This is a genomic window from Streptomyces sp. NPDC000404 (assembly GCF_040300365.1).
GTDB classification, from domain to species: Bacteria; Actinomycetota; Actinomycetes; order Streptomycetales; family Streptomycetaceae; genus Streptomyces; species Streptomyces ramulosus.
Map to the genome: position 1 here is coordinate 360,611 of NZ_JBEPDN010000004.1, position 19,077 is coordinate 379,687.

Consider the following 19,077-nt stretch of genomic DNA (forward strand, 5'->3'; position numbering starts at 1 on the left):
GTACATTAGCCGGGGTGGTCAGCGGGCGTCCGGGCGGGCCCCGGCGCGGGCCAGATAGGGCGCGGTGCGGCTGCCGGGGGTGGCCGCGACCTGCCCGGGGGTGCCGGCGGCGACGATCTTGCCGCCGTCCGTGCCGCCGCCGGGACCGAGGTCGATGACGTGGTCGGCGCCGGCGACCACGCCCATGTCGTGCTCGACGACCACGACGGTGTGCCCGGCGTCCACCAGCCCGTGCAGCTGACGCAGCAGCACCTCGGTGTCGGCGGGGTGCAGGCCGGTGGTGGGCTCGTCGAGCAGGTAGAGGGTGTGGCCGCGGCGGGTGCGCTGGAGTTCGGTGGCGAGTTTGATGCGCTGGGCCTCGCCGCCGGAGAGTTCGGTGGCGGGCTGGCCGAGCCGCAGGTAGCCGAGGCCCACCTCGCGCAGGGTGCGCAGGCTGCGGGCGGCGGCGGGGACGTCGGCGAGGAACTCCGCGGCGGCGTCGACGGTCATCGCGAGGACGTCGGCGACGGTCCGGCCGCGGTAGGTGATCTCCAGGGTCTCGGGGTTGTAGCGGGCGCCGTGGCAGGCGGTGCAGGGGGCGTAGGTGCCGGGCAGGAAGAGGAGTTCGACGGCGACGAAGCCCTCGCCCTGGCAGGTCTCGCACCGACCGGCGGCGACGTTGAAGGAGAAGCGGCCGGCGGTGTAGCCGCGGGCGCGGGAGGCGTCGGTGGCGGCGAAGACCTTGCGGACCGCGTCGAAGAGGCCGGTGTAGGTGGCGAGGTTGGAGCGCGGGGTGCGGCCGATGGGCTTCTGGTCGACGCGGACCAGCCGGTCGACGGCGGAGAGGCCCTCGGCAGAGGCGATCCGGGCGCGGTCGTCGTCGGCGTCCCCGTCGGTCCCGTCGTCCTGGGGAGCGGCCGGTTCCGCCGCCGTTCCCAGGTGGTCGCGGACGGCGTCGGCGAGGACGCGGGTGACGAGGGTGGACTTGCCGGAGCCGGAGACGCCGGTGACGGCGGTGAAGACGCCGAGCGGGAAGTCGGCGTCGAGTCCGCGCAGGTTGTGCAGGGTGACGTCGCGCAGCGCGATCGTGCCGGTGGGCGTGCGGGGCGTGCGCTCCGGGGGCGGCGCGGGGTCGAAGAGGAAGCGGCGGGTGGCGGACTCCGCGGCGTCGGCGAGGCCCGCGACGGGCCCGCTGTGCAGGATCCGGCCGCCGTGTTCGCCCGCGCGCGGGCCGACGTCGACCAGCCAGTCGGCGCTGCGGACCACGTCCATGTCGTGCTCGACGACGAAGAGGGAGTTGCCCGCCTCCTTGAGCCGCCCGAGGACGGCGAGGAGGGATTCGGTGTCGGCGGGGTGGAGTCCGGCGGAGGGTTCGTCGAGGACGTAGACGACGCCGAAGAGGCCGGAGCGCAGTTGGGTGGCGAGGCGCAGGCGCTGGAGTTCGCCGGCGGAGAGGGAGGGGGCGGGGCGGTCCATGGCGAGGTAGCCGAGGCCGAGTTCGGTGAGGACCTCGATCCGGGCGACGAGGTCGCGGGCGAGGGTGGCGGCGACGCCGTCGTCGTCGCGGCGCGCGGTGGGGGCCAGCAGGGCGGCGAGGGCGCCGAGCGGGCGGGCGGCCAGCTCGGCGATGTCGTGGCCGGCGAAGGTGACGGCGAGCGCCTCGGGGCGCAGCCGTCGTCCGGCGCAGGCCGGGCACGGCTCGGTGATCATGAAGCCGCGGACGCGGGTGCGCAGCGTCTCGCTCTTGGAGTCGGCGAAGGTGTGCAGCACATAGCGGCGGGCGCTCATGTACTGGCCCTTGTACGGGCGTTGGATGCGGCCGGCCTCGCGGACCGGTTCGACGGTGACGACGGGCTGTTCGTCGGTGAACAGGATCCAGTCGCGGTCGGCGGGCGGCAGCTCGCGCCAGGGCCGGTCGATGTCGTGGCCGAGGGTGGCAAGGATGTCGCGGAGGTTCTTGCCCTGCCAGGCGCCGGGCCAGGCGGCGACGGCGCCCTCGCGGATGGTCAGCGAGGGGTCGGGGACGAGGGAGTCCTCGGTGACGCGGTGGACGCGGCCCAGGCCGTGGCACTCGGGGCAGGCGCCGGCGGCGGTGTTGGGCGAGAAGGCGTCGGAGTCGAGGCGTTCGGTGCCTTCGGGGTAGTCGCCGGCGCGGGAGAAGAGCATCCGCAGGGAGTTGGAGAGGGTGGTGACGGTGCCGACGGAGGAGCGTGCGGAGGGCGCGGAGCGGCGCTGTTCCAGGGCGACGGCCGGGGGCAGCCCGCTGACCTCCTCGACCTTGGGCGCGCCGACCTGGTGGATCAGGCGGCGGGCGTAGGGGGCGACGGACTCGAAGTAGCGGCGTTGCGCCTCGGCGTAGAGGGTGCCGAAGGCCAGCGAGGACTTGCCCGATCCGGACACCCCGGTGAACGCGACCAGCGCGTCCCTCGGGATGTCCACATCGACGGTGCGGAGGTTGTGCTCACGGGCGCCGCGCACCCGTACGTACGAGTCGGTCATCCCTCCATGATCGGGCACCGTCAGGCGGGGGCGAGAACCGCCCGGGCGCGGGCGCGTGCCTCCTCCCAGGGCAGCGGAGTGGCGACGACGGCGCGCAGGGCCCGGACCTGGCGCGGCGGCAGTCCGGCGGCGAGGACGCCGGTGGCCCGGCCGTCGCGTCCGTAGAGGGCGACGGCGCTGCGGGCGGCGCGGTCCAGGACGGTGGTCTCCGTCCGGTCGGCGCCCGCGGTGAGCCCGTACGCCTGGAGCTTGATGCCGTACTGGTCGGACCAGAAGTACGGCACGGGGGCGAAGGGACGGCGCTCGGGGGCGTCCGTGCCGGGCACGCTCTCCGCGGCGAGTTCGGCGAGGAGGTTGCGGGCGGCGGCCATGCCCTGCTCGGTGGCGTTCATCCGGTGCTCGAAGCGGAGCGGGACGCCGTGCAGCGGGTGGTCCCAGCGGGCCACGTCCCCGGCGGCGTAGATGCCGGGCGCCGCCGCGCAGTACGCGTCGCAGCGCAGCCCGTCGGTGGTGTCGAGGGCGGGCTCGCCGCGCAGCCAGCCGACGGCGGGTTCGGAGCCGATGGCCAGCAGGACGGTGTCGGCGGGCAGTTCGGTGCCGTCGGTGAGCCGGACGCCGCCGACCGTGCCGGGCACCGGGCCGGTGAGGAATTCCGCGACGTCGCCGGTGCGCAGCCGGACGCCGCGGGTGCGGTGCTCCTCGGCGAGCAGCGCGCCGACCTCGGGCCCCACCGCGCGGGCCATCGGGAGGGCGTCGCGGCCGATGAGCGTGGTGTCGTGGCCCAGCTCCCGTGCCACGGCCGCGGCTTCGCAGCCGAGGACGCCGTTGCCGACGACGACGAGCCGGTGTCCGGCGCCGGCCAGCCGGGCGCGAAGGGCGACGGCGTCGTCGAGGGTGCGCAGGGTCAAGACGCCGTCGAGGCCGTCCGCGCCGGGCAGGGTGCGGGCCGTGACGCCGGTCGCGATGATGATTCCGGCGCAGGTCAGCGAGGTGGAGCCGTCGAGCGTCAGGGTGCGGGTGGCGGCGTCCAGGCCGGTGGCGCGGGTGCCGAGCCTCAGGTCGAGGTCGAGCGGGGCGAGCTGTTCGGCGGTGCGCAGCAGCAGCCGTTCGCTCTCCCAGGTGCCGTGCAGCAGCTGCTTGGACAGCGGCGGCCGGTCGTACGGCAGGTGCGGTTCGTCGCCGATCAGGGTGAGCGGTCCGCTCCAGCCGGAGCGGCGCAGCGTCTCGGCGGCGGCCAGCCCGGCGGCGGAAGCACCGACGACGGCGAGGGGGCCGGCGGTCATGCGTGCAGCTCGATGACGCCGGCGGGGCAGAGGGCGGCGGCCTCGCGGACCGCGTCATGCCGCTCGGCGGGCGGCGCCGCGTCGAGCAGCACGACGACGCCGTCCTCGTCCCGCTGGTCGAAGACCTCGGGGGCGGTGAGCACGCACTGGCCTGCGCCGCAGCACTTGTCGGCAGCAACGGTGATCTTCATGGCCGGTAACTCCTGGGGTGTGTGGGCGGGTTGGGGTCGATCATCCGGCCAAAGGACGGTACCTCCGCCGGCGGACGACGGGCAGGGCGCGGCCCCCGTGGGCCTACGCGCCGGTACGGGGCCGGCGGGCGGGCGACGGGGCGGGGCGCCCGGCCGGGCCCGGGACGTCCGGCCCCGCCGCGGGCGGTCGGCGCCTCGGACCGGATGCGTACCGGACGCGTACCGGAATGCCCGCCGGGCACCCGCCGAACCGTGCCGGGCCGCGGCCCGCCCGGCCCTCCTCGCCGCCGCCGGGATCAGCGCGTCCGGCACCGGCCGTGCCCCGCGCTCAGCTCCCCGCCTTGAGCCCCGATGCGGCGGCGCCCCTGCTGAGCACCGTCTTCTCGATCGCGGCATGTTCCTTGACCCACAGCTTGGTGCGGCCGAGGTTGATGCTGCGCAGCGGCTTCTTGCGGGTGACGAGCTGCGGGACGTACTCCGCATCGGTCACCTGCCAGCGCTCGCCGGGCCGCTCCGGCGGGGTGAAGCGGAACCGTGCGGCGGTGCCCCAGGTGCCCTCCTGCTTCTTCATCGAACCGGCGATCTGGTCGCCGAGCCCGTAGACCACCCAGACGCCGTTGACCTTCTCGTACGCCTGCGGGGCGAGCGTGCCGGTGCCCAGGAGCAGATCGAGGTCGGGGCGGCCGTCGGTCTCGGCTGCGGTGAGGGCGCGGGCCAGGGTGAGTTGGGTGGGGTCCGGCTCGGTGCGGTACTCGGTGCCCCATGCCACGCTGACCACGACGAGGTCGGCGCCGGCCCGCCGGGCGGCGCGGGCGTCGGCGATGATCCGCTGTTCGTCGACGGGGTTCACCGCCCAGGGCCGGCCGCCGCGGGCGGTGGCCCGGCGGTCGCCGAGGACGTAGGAGAGGTGCGCGACCTCCGCGCCGCCGCGCGCCCGCAGCAGTGCGGGCCGGGAGCCCTCGGCGGCGTCCCGCGCCGATCCGGTGTGCCGCATCCCGACGGTGTCCAGCGCCTCCAGGGTGGCGCGGACCCCGGCGTCGCCGCGGTCGAGGGTGTGGCCGGAGGCGGTGGCGCAGGAGTCGAATCCGGCGTCCTTGAGCGCGGTGGCGACCTGGGGCGGGGCCTGGAGGGCGCCGGAGCCGGTGAAGGGGCCCGCCAACGGGCCGAGCGGGGTCCCCAGATGGCACAGGGCGAGGTCCGCCTCGGCGATGACGGGTTTGATGCCCTTGAGCATCGGCCGGTAGTCGTAGCCGGTCGGCGCGCCCTCGGTCCTTCCGAAGTCCGGTGCGTCGTTCTTCGCGGCGTCCAGCACCGCCGGGTACGAGGCGAGCACGTCCCCGGACGCGACGAGGGTGAACGGCGCCTTGGCCGCCGAGGGCGGCGGGGCGCCGGCGTGACCACCCGCCGCGGCCGGTGCGGACGGGGCCGGGCGGGGCGGCGGGGCGGCCGGCGGCGCACCGCAGCCGACGGCGAGGGCGGCGAGCAGGGCGGTCACGGCGTGGCGGGTGTACAGGTTCATTCCCGACGCATATCAAGAGGGTTCTTCACATAAGCAGCGGAAGAAGTGGGTTGCGGGGATATCGCCCGGACGGCGGGGCGCTCGACGAGGCGCGGGCCGCGGGCCCGGCGGCGCGGCCTCCCGGCGCGAAACCGCCCTGTCCCCGCCGCCCCGCCCGCCTCTACGCTGCCCGGATGAACACCGACAGCCGCCGCACCGCGGACCGCTTCCCGCCCGGCCTGACCATGCTCCGCACGGTGCGCCGCACCGCCGAGGGGCGGGCCTGGCTGGCGCGGCTGCCGGAGCTGGTGCGGGCGGCGGAGGAGCGCTGGGGGCTGCGGCTGGGCGCCCCGTACGACGGTGGCAGCTGCGCCTGGGTCGCGCCCGCCGAACTGCCGGACGGCACGCCCGCCGTCCTCAAGGTCGGGCTGCCGCACCGCGAGGCCGACGGCGAGGCTCCGGCGCTGCGCGCCTGGGCGGGCGCGGGCGCGGTGCGGCTGCTCGACCACGATCCGGCGCTCGGCGCGCTGCTCATCGAGCGGTGCACGCCGGGCACCCCGCTCGGCGCCGCGCCGCTGCCGCCGGAGCGACGGCTCACGCTCGCCGCCGAGGTGCTGCGCGGACTGTGGGCGGCGCCGCGGCCGGCGGACGGCGGGCCGGAGCCGATGACGGCGGTGTGCGACGAGTGGGCCGCGCTGGCCGAGGAGCGGGCGGCGCGGCTGCGGACCGGGTACGACCCCGGGCTGGTGGCGCTGGGCGCCCGGCTGTTGCGGACGTTGCCGCGCGACGCCCGGCGGACGGCGGTCGTCCACGGCGACGCCAACCCGGGCAACGTCCTCGCCGCCCGGCGCCGCCCCTGGCTGGCGATCGACCCCAAGCCGATGACCGGCGACCCGGCGTACGACCCGTGGCCGCTGCTGATGCAGATCGACGACCCGTTCGCGCACCGCGACCCGGGCCCGGTGCTGCACGCCAGGGCCGCGCTCCTCGGCGACGCCCTGGACGAGGACCCGGCGCGGCTGCTGGCCTGGGCGGCGGCGCGCGGGGTGGAGAGCGCGCTGCACGAGGCGGCGCACGGCGCGGTGGCGGGCGGCGCGGAGGAGTTGCGTCGGGCGCGGGTGGCGGCGGACCTGGCCGGGTGCTGAGCGCCCCGGCGGGCGGGGCCTGAGCGACGCGCCCCGGGGGCGCACCCCTGGCGGACGTCCCGGCCTCCCCGGCATCGGAGGTGTGCGCCCCGGGGCACGCACGGCGCCCCGGCCCGCCCCGTGCGGCGCACCGGGAAACCGGCCCGCACCACACGCCGGCTCCCCGCCCTCATCAGCGGGTCGACCGCCCGGAATCCGCTCGCCCCTCCGACGCGCGCCCCGCGTGGGGGCTTTCGGACGGGCCGGTGAGGGCACCACCATGCGGAGGGGCCGGAGCGGCGGGCGGCCTTTCCCGTGCGCCCGTTCCCCGCCGCGCGCGCCGACTGGAGGCCGCATGGCCGTCGAACCGTCCCCGTCGTACCCCTCCCCCATCTTTCCGCCGGGACGCCGCATCCCCGGCGCGGCGACGGCCGTGGTGGGCAGAGCCGGGGACGAGGCGGCCGCGGCCGGCCGGGGGACGGCCGGGCGCGAGGCGGAGTCCGACGCCTCCTGGATACGGCTCCTCGCCGACGCCGACCCCGTCTGGCGGCGGATGCCCACGGCGTGGCACGAGGCGCCGTTCCTCGGGAACGCGCGGCTGGGCAGCCAGGCGTACGCCGAACCGGACGCGAACGCGGTGCGGTTCACCGTCCAGCACGGCGACGTCCCTGATCAACGGCGGGAATCCGGTGCGCCGTTCGGTCCCGTACGGCTGCCCGTGGGGCACTTCACGCTGGCGCCGTCCGGCACGATCACCGCGGTGGACTGGCGGCTGCGGCTGCGCGACGCGGAGCTGACCGGCACCCTCAGCACCGACCGCGGCACCCTCACGCTGCGCGCGCTGGTGCACACCTCCCGTCCGGTGCTGGCCGTCGAGGTGGTCCCGAGCGACGGCGAGCGGGCGTTCCGCTGGCGGTTTCGTCCGGCCGCGGCGAGCGGCCCCGGGCCGGACCCCGGCGCCCCGCCCGCCCGGATCGAGGAGCACACCGCGGCGCGCGCCGCGGTGCAGCCGCTGGCGGACGGCGGGGCGCGGGTCACGGCGTGGCGGGAGCGGGCCGACGGGTACGGCGCGCGGACGCTGTACGCGGCGGTCGTCCCGGCGCACCCGGACCGCGCGGCGCGGCGCCGGGCACTGCGGGTGGTGCGGGACACCGCCGCGGAGCCGTACGACGCGCTGGCGGCGGACCACCGGTCGTGGTGGCACGCCTATTTCCGCCGCGGTCTGCGCTCCGTCGCGGACTCCCGGCTGCAGCGGCGCGACGGGATCCAGCTCTACCGGGCGGCGTTCCTGCCACCGCCCCGCGACGGACTGCCCTAGGGGATGACGCTCCCGCCGCCGGACACCGCGGCGGGAGCCGGGCCAACACCCCTCCCCATCACACCCACTTTGTGAAATTCACGTCTTGATTTGAGAACTTCACATGTGATTCTGTTTGAAGCATCATGAACGACGTGATCCCTGAGAACTCGGCGTCTGCCGTGCGCCCGCGCCCGGTGGTCGGCGTCTCGCTGAAGCTCTACTTCGGCCTGGCGCGGACCCGGGCCTGGCTCGCGGAGGTGGCCGCGCTCCGCGACGCCCTGACCGCGCTCCCCCGCCCCGTCGACCTCTTCGTCCTCCCCGCCTTCCCGGCCCTCTGCGACGCCCGCGAACTGCTGGCCGGCACCGGTATCGGCCACGGCGCCCAGGACGTCCACTGGGCCGAGAGCGGCGCCTGGACCGGGGCGGTCTCCGCGGGCATGCTCGCCGAGACCGGCGCCCGCTACGTCGAGATCGGCCACGCCGAACGCCGCCGCCACTTCGGCGAGACCGACGAGACGGTGGCCGCCAAGACCCGGGCCGCCACCCGCGCCGGTCTGATCCCCGTCGTCTGCGCCGGTGAACGCCGCGCCGACGGCCTCGCGGACGCCATCGGGGAGACCCTCACCCAGATCCGCGCCGCCCTGTCCGGCGCCGCCCCCGGCAGCGAGATCGTCATCGCGTACGAGCCGGTCTCGGCGATCGGCGCCCGCGAACCGGCGCCCGCGCACCACGTCCGGGCGGTCGCCGAGGCGATCCGCGGCGCGCTGCGCGACCACGACGTCCGCGGGCGGCTGATCTACGGCGGCACCGCGGGCCCCGGTACGTACACCGCACTGGCCGGCGCCGTCGACGGACTGTTCCTGGGACGCCTCGCCCACGACACCGAGGGCCTGCGCAAGGTCGTCGAAGAGATCGCCGCCGGCTGACCCGCCCCCTTCCCTCACCCGTCCGGCCGCCCGGCCCCGCCCCTCAGGAGACCACCGTGACCACCGCCCAGGACCCCGTCCGCATCGCCATCGGCGCCGACGACGCCGGCGTCGTCATGCGGGACGCGATGATCGCCCACCTCACCGCACGCGGCTACCCCGTCACCGATCTGAGCGCCGCGCCGTCCGAGGACTACCCGGACGTCGCCGAGCGCGTCGCGCGGAGCGTGGCGCGCGGCGACCACGAGCGTGCCGTGCTGATCTGCGGCACCGGCATCGGTATGGCCATCGCCGCCAACAAGGTCCCCGGCATCCGCGCCGCGCAGATCCCCGACAGCTACAGCGCCGAGCGCGCCCGGAAGTCCAACGACGCGCAGATCGCCTGCTTCGGCAACCGCACCATGGGCGTCGAGGCCGCGCTGGTCTGCCTGGAGCACTGGCTGGCCTCGGAGTTCGCGGGCGGCGGCTCGGCGCCCAAGGTCGAGAAGATCCGGCAGGTCGAGTCCCGCAACCTCCGCACCGCCTGACCACCGGCGCCGGAAGCCGTGACGACGGGCCACCCAGCCCCGCCCGCCGCCCGCCCCGGAGCCCCGCCCCTCCCCCGCACCCTCTTCCGAAAGGCGGTAACGACATGCGCGCAGTTGTCATCGAGGAGCCGAACAAGCTGACCGTGACCACCGTCGCGGACCCCACCCCGGGCCCCGGCGAGGTCGTCGTCAAGGTGGCCGCCGCCGGACTGTGCGGCACCGATGTGCACATGCTCGCGGGCGAGTTCGGGCCCACCCGCTATCCGGTGATCCCCGGCCACGAGTTCTCCGGCGAGATCGTCGCGGTGGGCGCGGGCGTCACCGGTTACGCGGAGGGCGACGCGGTCGCCGCCGACCCGGCGATCTACTGCGGCGCCTGCCACTTCTGCGCCATCGGTCGCGGCAACCTGTGCGAGCGGTGGGGCACCATCGGCATCACCGTCGACGGCGCCTGCGCCGAATACGTCAAGGTCCCCGTCGGCAACCTCTACCGGCTGCCGGAGACCGTCCGCCTGGAGCACGCCCCGCTCATCGAGCCGCTGTCGACGATCGTCCGCGGCTTCGACATCGTCGACCCGCAGCTCGGCGACAACTTCCTGATCTACGGCGCCGGCACCATGGGCCTGCTCTACCTCCAGGTCGCCCGGCGGGCCGGCGCCGCCTCCGTGTCCGTCGTCGACATCAACGAGGACCGGCTCACGGTCGCCCGCGAACTCGGCGCCGACGCCGTCGCCACCACCGCCGACGCGCTGACCGCCGACCACCCGCGCGGCTGGCAGGTCGTCACCGACTGCACCGGCAACATCCGCGCCATCGAGGACGGTCTGACCCGGCCCATCCGCGGCGGCACCTTCCAGCAGTTCGGCTGCGCCCCCGACCAGGAGAAGGCGCAGTTCTCGCCGTTCCGCATCTACAACGACGAGATCCGCATCGTCGGCAGCATGGCGATCCTGCACAGCTACGGCCGGGCCGTGGAGCTGCTGGGCAGGGGCGTCGTCGACTCCGAGAAGATGATCACCCACCGCTTCGGCCTCGACCGGTACGCCGAGGCGCTGGAGACCTTCACGAAGGGCACCGGCCGCAAGCTCCAGATCGTCCCCGACGGGCAGACCGGCTGATCCGCTGCGCCCCGGCGCCGGCCGTCCGGGGCTGCCGCGGTGGCTGCCCGGCGGAAGGCGCCGGGCAGCCACCGGCCGCCGGGAACCGGCCGGTGCCGGGCGCTACCCGACCAGCGCCGCCAGCTCCGTCCCGGCCAGCAGGAGACCGCCGACCCCGAAGTCGGCGGTGGTGTCCCGGCCGACCGGCTGTCCGGACTCCGGCCGGTCGCCCTCGGGCTGGACGTAGCCGAGGAAGCCGTCCGGGTGCAGGGCGTGGGTGACCAGGGCGTGCCAGGCGCGGGCGGCGACCGGCCGGAAGAGGCGGGCCGGGACGAGTCCGGTGCGCAGCGCGTGGGCCGTCGCGAAGAGGAAGAAGACGGTGCCGCTGGTCTCGGGGCCCGGCAGGTGCCGGGGGTCGCCGAGGTTGACGTTCCAGAAGCCGTCGGGGCGCTGGAGGCGGCGCAGCGCGCGCAGTTCGGTGAGGAGGGCGGCGCGGTAGGCGGGCGCGTGCCGGTGGTCGGCGGGGAGCGCGGCGAGCACCTTGGCGTGCGCCCCGGCGACCCAGCCGTTGCCGCGCGACCACAGCACCGGTCTGCCATCCGGTGAAACGATTCCTCCTGGCAGGAAGCGCTTGTCGCGGTACCAGAGCCCGCTGGCGGCGTCGTACAGCCCCGGGCCGCCCTCGGCGTTGCGGGTGTGGCTGTAGAAGGCGTGCATCGCCGTCGCGTAGGCGTCGTCGCCGCGGACCGCGCCGAGGCGGGCGAACGGCGGCATCGCCATGTGCAGCGCGTCGTCCCACGTCCAGTCGTCGTGTTTGTCCGCCACGGAGTCGACCATCGCGCGCACCGACGCGTCCAGCGCCGCGATCTTCGCCTCGTCCGGTGCGCGGTCCAGCCCGTACAGGTCCAGATACGCCTGGCCCGCGCACTGGTTGTCGGCATGGCGGGTGGTGGCGCCGTCGTTCAGGCCGTAGTCGTGCTTCTCGGCCCAGCCGCGGGCGTACGCGGCGTAGCGGGGCTCGCCGGTCAGCCGGTGCAGGGCGAGCAGTCCGCTGAAGAAGGTGGCGCGGGCCCATTTGTTGTCGCCGGGGTCGGTGTGCGCCCCGATCCAGTGGTCGGCCACGCGGCGCAGCACGGCGATGATCTCCGCCCGCGCGGGCAGTCCGCCGCCCGCCTCCACCCGCTCCGCCGCCGCGGCGCGGTCGCCGCCGCCCGTGAACGGGGAGAGGCCACCTCCCACGGCCAGGACGGCGCCGGTGGCGAGAAAGAGCCGACGTTCCATGACACACCCCTTCCGGGTACGACGATCGGGCACGAGCACCACGGGACGGGCCGGGGCCGGGGGCTGCCCGGACGGGGCGGCGCGGGGCCGCGGGCGGTGCCGGGCGGAGCGTGCGGGGCGGCCCGGCGCAGCCCATCCCGTTCACGTACGGGAACGCTGTTCGTTCATGGGAAGCGGTGCCATGGTGACAGTGGAGCCCACGGTTCGGAAGAGGGCCCGGCGCCGGAAGGGGCGGAGGACGGTCCGGGCCGCGCGGCACCGTCAACGGGCCTGACGCGCAACGGCGTTCGGCAGGCGTCCGCGGCTTTTCGCCACGGGGGCGCGCCCTGCGGTATCACGACGACGGGGAGCGGCAGCCGATCGCTGCCGCTCCCCGTCGTGCACCGCTCCCGGGCGGGAGCGGGCGGTGTTGCGGTGCCGGTGATGCCCTCCGGGCCCGGTGGGCCGGGGGCGGAGGGTGCTCCGGGTCAGTCGATGCCGCGGAAGATGTGCGGCTCGACGGGCTCCTCGTCACAGCCGGCGAGCCGGACCGGAGCGCCGCGCCCCCAGACCTCAAGGTTGCGGACTTCCTTGATCCGGCCGGGACGCTCGCCCTGCTTCGGGCGGGGCTCCTTGTACTGGGTCTTGTCGAATGCCACCACGCACTCCTTCATCAGAGGTATGGGTTCCGACGCGGTGGCGCCTCGTTCACAAACCGGGAGATCGGCCAGGGTTTGTGGCGTTCCCGCGACGGGCCAAATGGTGTTGGCGTCTCCCCTAAGGGTCGTCCGTCGTCCCCCACCCTAACGACACCTAACCGCGCACGCGCGACTTTTTCCGTCACCTTTGCCCCGCTCTTCACGCAATGGCGGTGATCCGCACCGCGTCGGCGCCGGTCACCGGCCCGGACGGGGCGGCCGGCGGGTGCCGCGGCCGCCTCGTGGGGCCCGCCATTCGGATGACCGCCGCATCTCCGGCCGGGCGCCGCCGCCCGAGCGGACCGGCGCGTCGGGTGGCGCCCGGAGCGTCTGCCCGCGAGGCGGCACCGGGCGGTGCTAACCCTGGGCGGGTGGACTGGTTCACCGACTCCGGTTACTGGCTCGGCCGCCTGGTCTTCCAGCGGCTGCTGGCCCTCGTCTATCTCACCGCGTTCCTCACCGCGGCGCGGCAGTTCCGGGCGCTGATCGGCGCGCAGGGGATGCTGCCCGTGCCGCGCTTCGTGGCCCGCGTGCCGTTCCGCGCCGCGCCGTCCGTCTTCCACCTGCACTATTCGGACCGGTTCTTCGCCGCGTGGTCGTGGTGCGGGGCGCTGCTGGCCGCCGCGGTGGCGGCGGGCGCCGCCGACGCGGTGCCGCTGGCAGTGGCCATGGCGATGTGGGCGGCGCTGTGGGTGATGTATCTGTCGATCGTGAACGTCGGCCAGACCTGGTACGGCTTCGGCTGGGAATCGCTGCTGCTGGAGACCGGTGCGCTGGCGGTCTTCCTGGGCAACGGCGACGTCGCGCCGCCGGTCCTCGTGATGTGGCTGCTGCGCTGGCTGCTGTTCCGGGTGGAGTTCGGCGCCGGGTTGATCAAGATGCGCGGGGACCGCTGCTGGCGCGATCTGACCTGTCTCTACTACCACCACGAGACGCAGCCGATGCCGAACCCGCTGAGCTGGTTCTTCCACCATCTGCCGCGCCCGCTGCACAAGGCCGAGACCGCCGCCAACCATGTGGCGCAGCTGGTACTGCCGGTGCTGCTCTTCACCCCGCAGCCGGTGGCGGGGTGGGCGGCGGCGGCGATGGCCGTCACCCAGCTGTGGCTGGTGTTCTCCGGCAACTTCGCCTGGCTGAACTGGCTGACCCTCGCGCTCGCCCTCTCCGTCGCCGCCGGGGCCCGCCCCTGGGTCGCCCCGCCGCCGCTCCCGCCGGGCGCCCCGGTGTGGTTCACCGTCCTGGTCTGCGCGGCGACCGCCGGGGTGCTGGCCCTCAGCTACCGCCCGGCCCGCAATCTCCTCACCCGCGACCAGCGGATGAACACCTCGTACGAACCGCTGCACCTGGTCAACTCCTACGGCGCCTTCGGCAGCGTCACGCGGGTGCGGCGGGAGGTGGTGGTGGAGGGGACGGCGTCGGCGGTGGACGGGCCGGAGACGGTGTGGAAGGAGTACGCCTTCCACGGGAAGCCGGGTGAGGTGGGGCGGCTGCCGCGCCAGTTCGCCCCCTACCACCTGCGGCTCGACTGGCTGATGTGGTTCGCCGCGCTGTCGCCGGGCTACGCCGCCGGCTGGTTCGGCGGCTTCGTGGAGCGGCTGCTCACCGGCGACCGGGACACGCTGCGACTGCTGCGCGGCAACCCGTTCCCGGACGCTCCGCCGCTGCGGGTGCGCGCCCGGCTCTTCGAGTACCGCTTCACGACGTGGCGCGAGCTACGGGAGTCAGGCGCATGGTGGCACCGTCGAGAAGTCCGTCCGTTTCTGCCGCCCACCGCGCGGTCACCTCGTCCCGGACGGCGGTGAGCGTGCGCAGCGCCTCCCGCAGTCCGATGCGCCGGAACTCCCGCTCCAGCGTGTCGAGTTCGGCGAGCGTCTCGACGTGGTCGCGGCCCAGCCGGGCGCGGGACCTGGCCAGGCCCAGCGCGGCCAGGGCGCGGCCGCGGGGCTCCGCCATCTCCGTGAACTCCCGCATCGCCAGGGCGTACAGCTCGCGCGCCTCGCCGTACCGCTCGGCGCGGAAGAGGACGTTGCCGCGCATCTTGTGGTTGTAGGCGAGGGCGGCGGCGAGGTCCATGGTGCGGCATATCGCCTCCGCCTCGGACAGCAGCTCCAGCGCGCGGTCGCTCTCGCCCCGCGCCGAGCGGACGTCCGCCACGCCGCGCAGCGACCAGGCGTGGCCGCGGCTGTCGTCCGCGGCGGCGGCGATGGTGACGCACTCCTCGAAGAGGGCCAGCGCCTTGGTGAGGTCGCCGGTGTTGCGGTGCATCTGGGCGATGCCGGACAGCGCCCAGACCGCGTGGCGGGGCTCGCCGTGGGCCCGCGCCTGCGCCAGGAGCTGTTCGTGGAGGTCGGCGACGGCTTCGTAGTCGCCCTGGATGCGGCCGGTCTCGGCGAGTCCGGCGAGGGCGTAGCCGTGGGCCAGCCGGTCGGCGCCGTCGGCGAGGGCGACGGCGTGCGTGAGCAGCCGGCGGGCGAGCGGCAGGGCGCCGCACTGGCGGGCGAGGGTGCCGCCGCTCCACAGCGCCCAGCCCATCGCGCCGCGGTCGCCCGCCTCCCGGGCGTTGCGGTAGCTGTCGCGCCAGGCGGCGCCGGCGGCCTCGACCCTGCCCAGACGGCGGTTGGCCTCGGCCGCCGCAAGGGCCGCGCGGGCACGTTCCAGCGGGCTCGCGGCCTCCTCGTGGGCGTGGACGGCGGCGGCCAGCACCTCCTCGTAGGAGGAGTTGACGTCGAGCTTCGCGCCCAGTGCGCCCTGGTACTCGGGGGCGAATGCCTTGCCGTACATGTTGCGGTGCCCTCTCGTTCATGATCCGTCTTGATCACGACGCTATGAAGTCGGACCTGTAGCCCGAATCCCTCGCAGTGCCCGTCCTCGCGTACCTCTGAAGTGCTACGCGCCGCCCCTGCGGTCATCACCGCGACGTACGGGTCTCCCCGCCCAACGGCCGGGTCGGTCACCACAGGTGACGGGCCGTCTGTTTTTTGGCACCGGCCCGCGGGCCGCCGTCCCCTTGCCGTGCCGCACCGTCCGGGTCAGGCTGGCTCCCGTCCGTCCGCGGGCGGCCGGTCCCCGGCGGCCGCGCGGGCCGCGTACGCCGGAGACCGAGGTGGGGCATGAGCGCAGCAGGGACGGGGCCGGGCGTGGGGCGCCGGCGTTTTCTCGGGGGCGTGGCCGCCGGGCTGGCCGTGGCGGCCGGGGGTGTGGCGCTGACCGGCCGCGAGGCCGCCCCGGCGCAGGCCCGGGGCCGGGGCGGGCAGCGGGCGGGCGCCCGGCGGCCGCGGGCGGACCGGTCGGTGTTCCTCGGGACGTACACGTCGTCCGGTGGGGCCGGTGTCATCCTTGCGGAGTACGCCGCCGACGGCACGCTGACCGGCACCGGCACGGTCGGCGGCGTCCCCGACCCGTCGTATCTGGCGCTCGCCCCCGACGGGGGGACGCTCTACGCGGTCGACGAGCAGCAGGAGGGCGCGGTGACCGCGCTGGCGCTGCCGGCGCAGGGCCCGCCGAAGGTGCTGGGCAGCCGTCCCACCGGCGGCGCCGGGCCCTGTCATCTGTCGGTCCATCCGGGCGGCCGCTGGCTGCTGAGCGCCAACTACACGTCGGGGAGCGTGGCGGTGCACCCGATCGGGGCGGACGGCTCGCTGGGCGAGCGGACCGATCTGGTCACCCACTCCGCGCCGCCGCCCGGCCCCGGCCAGGACGGGCCGCACGCTCACCAGATCATCACCTCCCCGGACGGCGGCCACGTGCTGGCGGTGGATCTGGGGACCGACACCGTCTACACCTACCGGCTGGACACCTCCGCGGGGACGCTGGCCGAGGTGTCACGGGCGGCGCTGCGGCCGGGCGCGGGGCCGCGGCATCTGACGTTCCATCCGTCGGGCCGGTTCGCGTATCTGGCGAACGAGGTCGACAACACGGTGGTGGTCTGCGGCTACGACGCCGGCAGCGGGCGGCTGACGCCGGGCGAGCCGCAGCCGACCGGCACCGGCGAGGGCACCAGCTATCCGGCGCAGCTGCTGGTCACCGCGGACGGATCGTTCGCGTTCCTGGCCAACCGCGGGCACAACAGCCTGACGCGGTACGCGGTCGAGGACGGCGGGGCGCGGCTGCGGCTGCTGGACACGGTGCCGGTGGGCGGCGACTACCCGCGGCAGATCGCCTTCTCGCCGGACGGGCGGCTGCTGTTCGCGGCGAACCAGCGATCGGGGACGGTGACGGTGTTCGCCCTCGATGCGGACTCCGGGGCGCTGGAGCGGCGCGGCGAGCCGTTCGCGGCGGCGGCAGCGGTGTGCGTCCTGCCGCGGTGAGCGGGCGCAGCGGCGGGTGGAATTCGCCACTCCGGGAGCGGTGACACACTGCCGCAACAGTGCGGCAGTGTCCGGAAGTTAGCGTCGCCCCCCATGAGTACGCAGACACCGGGGGCGCGCGGCCCCCACAGCGGACCGGCACCGGCAAACGGTGCGCTGCGCCAGGGCCTCGAACGCCGCCACATGCGGCTGATCGCGCTCGGCGGGGTGATCGGCGCGGGGCTGTTCGTCGGCAGCGGGGTGGTGGTGCACGCGACGGGCCCGGCGGCGGTGCTGTCGTTCCTGGCCGCCGGGGTGCTGACCGTGCTGATCATGCGGATGCTGGCGGAGATGACCGTCGCCCGGCCCGCGCAGGGCTCGTTCTACGTCCATGTCCGCGAGACGCTGGGACAGCGGGCCGGCTTCACCGTCGGCTGGCTGTACTGGTACTTCTTCGTGATCGTGGTGGCCGTGGAGGCGGTGGCCGGCGGCCGGATCGTCCGGCTGTGGCTGCCCGGTGTGCCGCTGTGGGCGGTCAGCCTGGTCCTGATGGGGCTGCTGACGGCGACCAACATGGTCTCGGCCCGCTCCTACGGCGAGTTCGAGTACTGGTTCTCGTCGATCAAGGTCGTGGCGATCGTCGTCTTCCTGTTCCTGGGCGCGCTGTACGTGCTGGGGCTGTGGCCCCGCGCCGAGGGCGGGCTGGCGCTGCTGACGTCGCACGGCGGGTTCGCGCCGGCGGGCGTGGGCGCGGTGCTGGCGGCGGTGGTGCCCTGCGTCGGGTTCTTCACCGGTGCGGAGATCGTGACGATCGCGGCGGCGGAGTCGGTCGAGCCGGAGCGGGCGGTGGCCGACGCGATCCGCTCGATCGTGCTGCGGGTGGTGGCGTTCTACGTCCTGTCGATCTTCCTGGTGGTGGCGGTCGTGCCGTGGACGTCGCGGGCGATCGAGGTCAGTCCGTACGCGGCGGTGCTGGAGCGGCTGGCGGTGCCCGCCGCCGGGACGGTGATGAACGCGCTGGTGCTGATCGCGGTGCTGTCCTGCCTGAACTCCGCGCTCTACACGTCCTCGCGGATGCTCTTCGCGCTGACCGGCAACGGCGATGCGCCGCGCGCCTTCACCAAGGTCAGCCGCGGCGGCGTGCCGCGCCGGGCGCTGCTGGCCGGGACGTCGGTCGGCTATCTGTCGGTGATCGCCGCCTGGCTCTCCCCCGATGTGGTCTTCTCGTTCCTGATCAACTCCTACGGCGCCATCGCGCTCTTCGTCTATCTGGCGATCGCCTTCGCCCAGGTGCGGATGCGGCGGCGGCTGGAGCGGGAGGACCCGGCGCGGCTGACGCTGCGGATGTGGCTGTTCCCCTGGCTGAGTTGGGTGACCATCGCGGCGATGACGGCGGTGATCGCCGCGATGGCGGTGCTGCCCGGCAGCCGTTCGCAGTTCTGGCTGAGCCTGGTGACGGTGGCGGTGGTGCTGGTGGGCTACGAGGTCCGGCGGCGGGTCCCGGCGGCGCGTACGGCACCGGCGGGCCCGGTCCCGGAGCCGGACGTGGTGGGGGCGGCGACCGGCGAGAGGTAATGGCGCAGCAGATCGCGCAGATGGTCGACGAAGGCGTCGTAGCTCTCCCGCAGGGTGGAGCCGGGCCAGTCGTCGGGCAGCAGTTCGGCGGGGAGCAGCGGGTCGGTCAGCAGATGGCGCTGGGCCGCGGCGGCGACGGTGAAGCGGTGCGCGGGGTCGTCCGCGGCGCCCAGCCGGGCGTCGAGGTCGCGGGCGCGGGCGGCCCAGCCGTCCAGATCCCAGAGCTTGCCCGCGAGGGCGACCGGATCGCCGTCGGGGGTGCCGGTGAGCCAGGTGCACTGGTCGGCGGCGGAGGGGCGGGGGCGGTCGAGGTTGGCGGGGCGCAGCCAGCTGCCCTCGCGCAGCTCGGCCAGGCGCAGCCCGTCCATGGCGCGGCGCAGCGCGGTGCGTTCGGCGGCGGTCCGGCGCTCGCCGGTGACCAGGGCGATCTCCCAGGCGCCGGACCACGGCAGGGTGCGCGGGGTGCGGCTGTCGTCCTGCCGGCGCTGGCGGGCCAGCAGCCGTGCGGTGAGGGCGTAGTCCCCGTCGGCGTGGGTGAGGTCTCCGGCGGCCACCATGCGGGAGAGTGCGACCCGTACCGTGCCCTCGGCGATGCCGAAGAGTTCCCCGATACGTACGAGGGCTCGGACCGGTAGCTGCGCCGGGTGATTGCCGAGGAGGGTGCTCAGGACGACGGAGCGTGCGGTGAGCGGCCGTACCCCCAGGTCCTCCGCATCGTCCGCCGCGCTCCGCGGGGTGCCCGTGGGGGCAGCCTCGGGGGTGCGGTCACAGCCGTCCGCGCCGTTCATTCATTACATCCTTTCCACGCTTGTCGTACAACTGTAACGTCGAGGT

The 19,077-nt window shown here is 75.2% G+C and carries 16 protein-coding genes; 8 read left to right on the forward strand and 8 right to left on the reverse strand.

All coding sequences use genetic code 11. The annotated features are described in order from the left end of the window. Positions 1 to 18: 18 nt before the first annotated feature. The 4 genes from ABT345_RS09675 to ABT345_RS09690 form a co-directional block, all read right to left on the reverse strand. Positions 19 to 2,478: an excinuclease ABC subunit UvrA gene (locus ABT345_RS09675; RefSeq protein ID WP_345087910.1), complete on the reverse strand. Its 2,460-nt coding sequence runs from the start codon at positions 2,476 to 2,478 to the stop codon at positions 19 to 21. A gap of 20 nt (positions 2,479 to 2,498) precedes the next feature. Then, positions 2,499 to 3,761 (reverse strand): NAD(P)/FAD-dependent oxidoreductase, encoded by a 1,263-nt coding sequence (locus ABT345_RS09680; RefSeq protein ID WP_345087912.1) that lies wholly within the window; start codon positions 3,759 to 3,761, stop codon positions 2,499 to 2,501. Next, positions 3,758 to 3,952, reverse strand: coding sequence for a ferredoxin (locus tag ABT345_RS09685; protein ID WP_345087914.1), 195 nt, complete (start codon positions 3,950 to 3,952; stop codon positions 3,758 to 3,760). Before ABT345_RS09685 ends, ABT345_RS09680 begins: the two co-directional genes overlap by 4 nt. Positions 3,953 to 4,280: 328 nt before the next feature. Continuing rightward, positions 4,281 to 5,471, reverse strand: coding sequence for a CapA family protein (locus tag ABT345_RS09690; protein ID WP_345087916.1), 1,191 nt, complete (start codon positions 5,469 to 5,471; stop codon positions 4,281 to 4,283). A gap of 173 nt (positions 5,472 to 5,644) precedes the next feature. On the opposite strand from ABT345_RS09690, the gene ABT345_RS09695 reads away from it, so the two are divergent. The 5 genes from ABT345_RS09695 (at position 5,645) to ABT345_RS09715 (ending at position 10,445) form a co-directional block, all read left to right on the forward strand. After that, positions 5,645 to 6,595 carry an aminoglycoside phosphotransferase family protein gene (locus ABT345_RS09695; RefSeq protein ID WP_345087918.1) on the forward strand — a complete coding sequence of 317 codons (951 nt, stop codon included), beginning with the start codon at positions 5,645 to 5,647 and terminating at the stop codon, positions 6,593 to 6,595. Positions 6,596 to 6,929: 334 nt separating this feature from the next. Beyond that, positions 6,930 to 7,892 (forward strand): hypothetical protein, encoded by a 963-nt coding sequence (locus ABT345_RS09700; RefSeq protein WP_345087920.1) that lies wholly within the window; start codon positions 6,930 to 6,932, stop codon positions 7,890 to 7,892. A gap of 134 nt (positions 7,893 to 8,026) precedes the next feature. Then, on the forward strand, positions 8,027 to 8,800 hold the full coding sequence (locus tag ABT345_RS09705) for a triose-phosphate isomerase family protein (protein ID WP_345087922.1): 774 nt from the start codon (positions 8,027 to 8,029) through the stop codon (positions 8,798 to 8,800). A gap of 56 nt (positions 8,801 to 8,856) precedes the next feature. Continuing rightward, entirely contained in the window at positions 8,857 to 9,327 is a 471-nt protein-coding gene (locus tag ABT345_RS09710) for an RpiB/LacA/LacB family sugar-phosphate isomerase (RefSeq protein WP_345087924.1), read from the forward strand. A 104-nt stretch (positions 9,328 to 9,431) separates the two neighbouring features. After that, positions 9,432 to 10,445 (forward strand): zinc-dependent alcohol dehydrogenase family protein, encoded by a 1,014-nt coding sequence (locus ABT345_RS09715; RefSeq protein ID WP_345087926.1) that lies wholly within the window; start codon positions 9,432 to 9,434, stop codon positions 10,443 to 10,445. Between the two features lie 102 nt (positions 10,446 to 10,547). Here ABT345_RS09715 and ABT345_RS09720 read toward each other — a convergent pair whose 3' ends face one another. After that, positions 10,548 to 11,705 (reverse strand): glycoside hydrolase family 88 protein, encoded by a 1,158-nt coding sequence (locus ABT345_RS09720; RefSeq protein WP_345087928.1) that lies wholly within the window; start codon positions 11,703 to 11,705, stop codon positions 10,548 to 10,550. A 467-nt stretch (positions 11,706 to 12,172) separates the two neighbouring features. Beyond that, positions 12,173 to 12,343: a hypothetical protein gene (locus ABT345_RS09725; protein ID WP_169749983.1), complete on the reverse strand. Its 171-nt coding sequence runs from the start codon at positions 12,341 to 12,343 to the stop codon at positions 12,173 to 12,175. Between the two features lie 410 nt (positions 12,344 to 12,753). Between ABT345_RS09725 and ABT345_RS09730 the strand changes: the two genes are divergently transcribed. After that, complete coding sequence (locus ABT345_RS09730) at positions 12,754 to 14,184, forward strand: lipase maturation factor family protein (protein ID WP_345087931.1); 1,431 nt, start codon at positions 12,754 to 12,756, stop codon at positions 14,182 to 14,184. Here ABT345_RS09730 and ABT345_RS09735 read toward each other — a convergent pair. Continuing rightward, positions 14,078 to 15,163 carry a tetratricopeptide repeat protein gene (locus ABT345_RS09735; protein ID WP_345087933.1) on the reverse strand — a complete coding sequence of 362 codons (1,086 nt, stop codon included), beginning with the start codon at positions 15,161 to 15,163 and terminating at the stop codon, positions 14,078 to 14,080. The genes ABT345_RS09730 and ABT345_RS09735 overlap by 107 nt on opposite strands. Positions 15,164 to 15,492: 329 nt before the next feature. Between ABT345_RS09735 and ABT345_RS09740 the strand changes: the two genes are divergently transcribed. Together ABT345_RS09740 and ABT345_RS09745 are read left to right on the forward strand one after the other, a co-directional pair. Continuing rightward, positions 15,493 to 16,689, forward strand: a complete 1,197-nt coding sequence (locus ABT345_RS09740; RefSeq protein WP_345087935.1) for a lactonase family protein — start codon at positions 15,493 to 15,495, stop codon at positions 16,687 to 16,689. A 93-nt stretch (positions 16,690 to 16,782) separates the two neighbouring features. Beyond that, positions 16,783 to 18,243, forward strand: a complete 1,461-nt coding sequence (locus ABT345_RS09745; protein ID WP_345087937.1) for an amino acid permease — start codon at positions 16,783 to 16,785, stop codon at positions 18,241 to 18,243. On the opposite strand, the gene ABT345_RS09750 is transcribed toward ABT345_RS09745, so the two are convergent. Further along, on the reverse strand, positions 18,147 to 19,031 hold the full coding sequence (locus ABT345_RS09750; RefSeq protein WP_345087939.1) for a PaaX family transcriptional regulator C-terminal domain-containing protein: 885 nt from the start codon (positions 19,029 to 19,031) through the stop codon (positions 18,147 to 18,149). The two genes, ABT345_RS09745 and ABT345_RS09750, sit on opposite strands and share 97 nt — an antisense overlap. Positions 19,032 to 19,077 lie beyond the last annotated feature (46 nt).